Origin of the sequence: Streptomyces sp. NPDC127097 (genome assembly GCF_042724075.1) — a bacterium.
Taxonomy (GTDB): domain Bacteria; phylum Actinomycetota; class Actinomycetes; order Streptomycetales; family Streptomycetaceae; genus Streptomyces.
Genome location: NZ_JBHXFI010000122.1, coordinates 1 through 1,552, shown reverse-complemented (window position 1 = coordinate 1,552; position 1,552 = coordinate 1). Strand labels below are relative to the sequence as shown.

The window sequence follows — 1,552 nt, the reverse complement described above, 5'->3', positions numbered from 1 at the left end:
GTGTGTGGACTGCTTCGCTTTACGTCCACACACCAGGCCCCTCCGGCCCGTCCCCTCCCGTTGGGTGGGTGAGAAGAAGGCCGGTGGGGGTGCATGTCGGTGGTCTGTTTGGCCCCCGTTGCCGGACGAGTGCGTCGGGTTGGGGGTTGGGGTGTTCAGGGTCTGCGGCCGTGGAAGGTGCGGCGTAGGTCGGTCACCCAGGCGTGGGGGTTTTCCCAGGGGATGAAGTGGCCACCGTGGTCGTGGGCGTTGACGTTGACGTGGTTGAACCAAGTGGCCTGCGGGCCGGTTTTGAACGCCTGGATGCGGTCGTTGGCGGTGTGGATGCCGGGCGGGTTCTCGTACGTGACGAAGGTGAGGCCGACCGGGGCCTGCACGACCGGGGTGCGGTCGTGGGCGGGGGTCCAGGGGTAGCGGTTGGCGTTGGCGTAGTAACGCATCGACGTGGCGATGGAGTTGTTCGCCCAGTAGATCGTGGCGTGGGTGAGCAGGTCGTCCTTGGTGAAGACGGACTCGATGTCGCCGCCGTTGTCGCTCCAGGCGTTCCAGCGCTCCAGCAGCCAGGCGAGCAGTCCGGCGGGCGAGTCACTCAGCCCGTGGGCCAGGGTGGCGCCGTCGAGCATGTGCACGGCGAGGTGGGACGCCGCGCGGTGGTCCAGCTCGATGATGCGGGCGCGGACGTCGGCGGGCTGGTCGTCGGTGAGGGGCCGATTCCGGGCGAAGTCCCAGGCGCGGGGGCCGCTGAAGAAGTCGAGCGGGAGCCCGGAGCCGATGTGGATGCCGTACAGCTCGTCGGCGTACTTGTGGCCGAGCTGGCTGGAGACGATCCCGCCGATGTCGCAGCCCCCGGCGGCGTACTTCTCGTATCCCAGGGTCTCGGTCATCAGGGTGTGCCAGAGGTCGGCGACCTTCCAGAAGTTGACGTCCGGAAAGCCGGTGAGCGGGCCGGGGAATCCGAAGCCGGGCAGGGACGGCACGATGACGTCGAACGCGTCGGCGGGGTCACCGCCGAACGCGGCCGGGTCGGCGAGCCGGTCGATCACCTTCGACCAGTGCCAGAACGTCCACGGCCACCCGTGGGTGAGGATCAACGGGATCGGTCGGGGGCCGCAGCCGGGCTTGCGCAGGAAGTGCACCGGGACACCGGCGACGCTCACCTGGTAGTGCGCGTAGGCGTTGATGGCGGCCTCGGCGTTGCGCCAGTCGTAGCCGTCCCGCCAGTAGGCGACCAGCTCACGGAGATAGCTGTCCGGGACGCCGTAGGACCAGTCCGCATTCCCCTCGTCCAGCGGCGCACGGGTCAAGGCGAGTCGGGCGCGCAGGTCACCGAGGACCTCGTCGGACACATGAATCGGGACGGGCTCCAGGGGGAAGGCGCGCGGGGTGGTCATGGCGTGGTTCCTTCTGGGTCAGGGGAAGCGGTGTCGTCAGCCTCCGGGACCGAACAGCTAACGGCGGCCGGCCCCCACCCACCTTCACCAACTCCCCCCACGGGAGGGGACGGGCCGGAGGGGCCGGTGTGTGGGACGTAAAGCGAAGCAGTCCCACACAC

Annotated in this window: 1 protein-coding gene; it reads right to left on the bottom strand. The window is 69.1% G+C overall.

The features are described 5' to 3' along the window. Window positions 1–155 precede the first annotated feature (155 nt). Window positions 156–1,391, bottom strand: a complete 1,236-nt coding sequence (locus ACFWJW_RS37585; RefSeq protein ID WP_387249893.1) for an epoxide hydrolase family protein — start codon at window positions 1,389–1,391, stop codon at window positions 156–158. Between the last annotated feature and the right edge of the window lie 161 nt (window positions 1,392–1,552).

What these genes read in the sequence shown, in the direction of transcription:
- ACFWJW_RS37585 (WP_387249893.1), bottom strand. Translation starts at nt 1,391, where the DNA reads ATGACCACCCCGCGCGCCTTCCCCCTGGAGCCCGTCCCGATTCATGTG.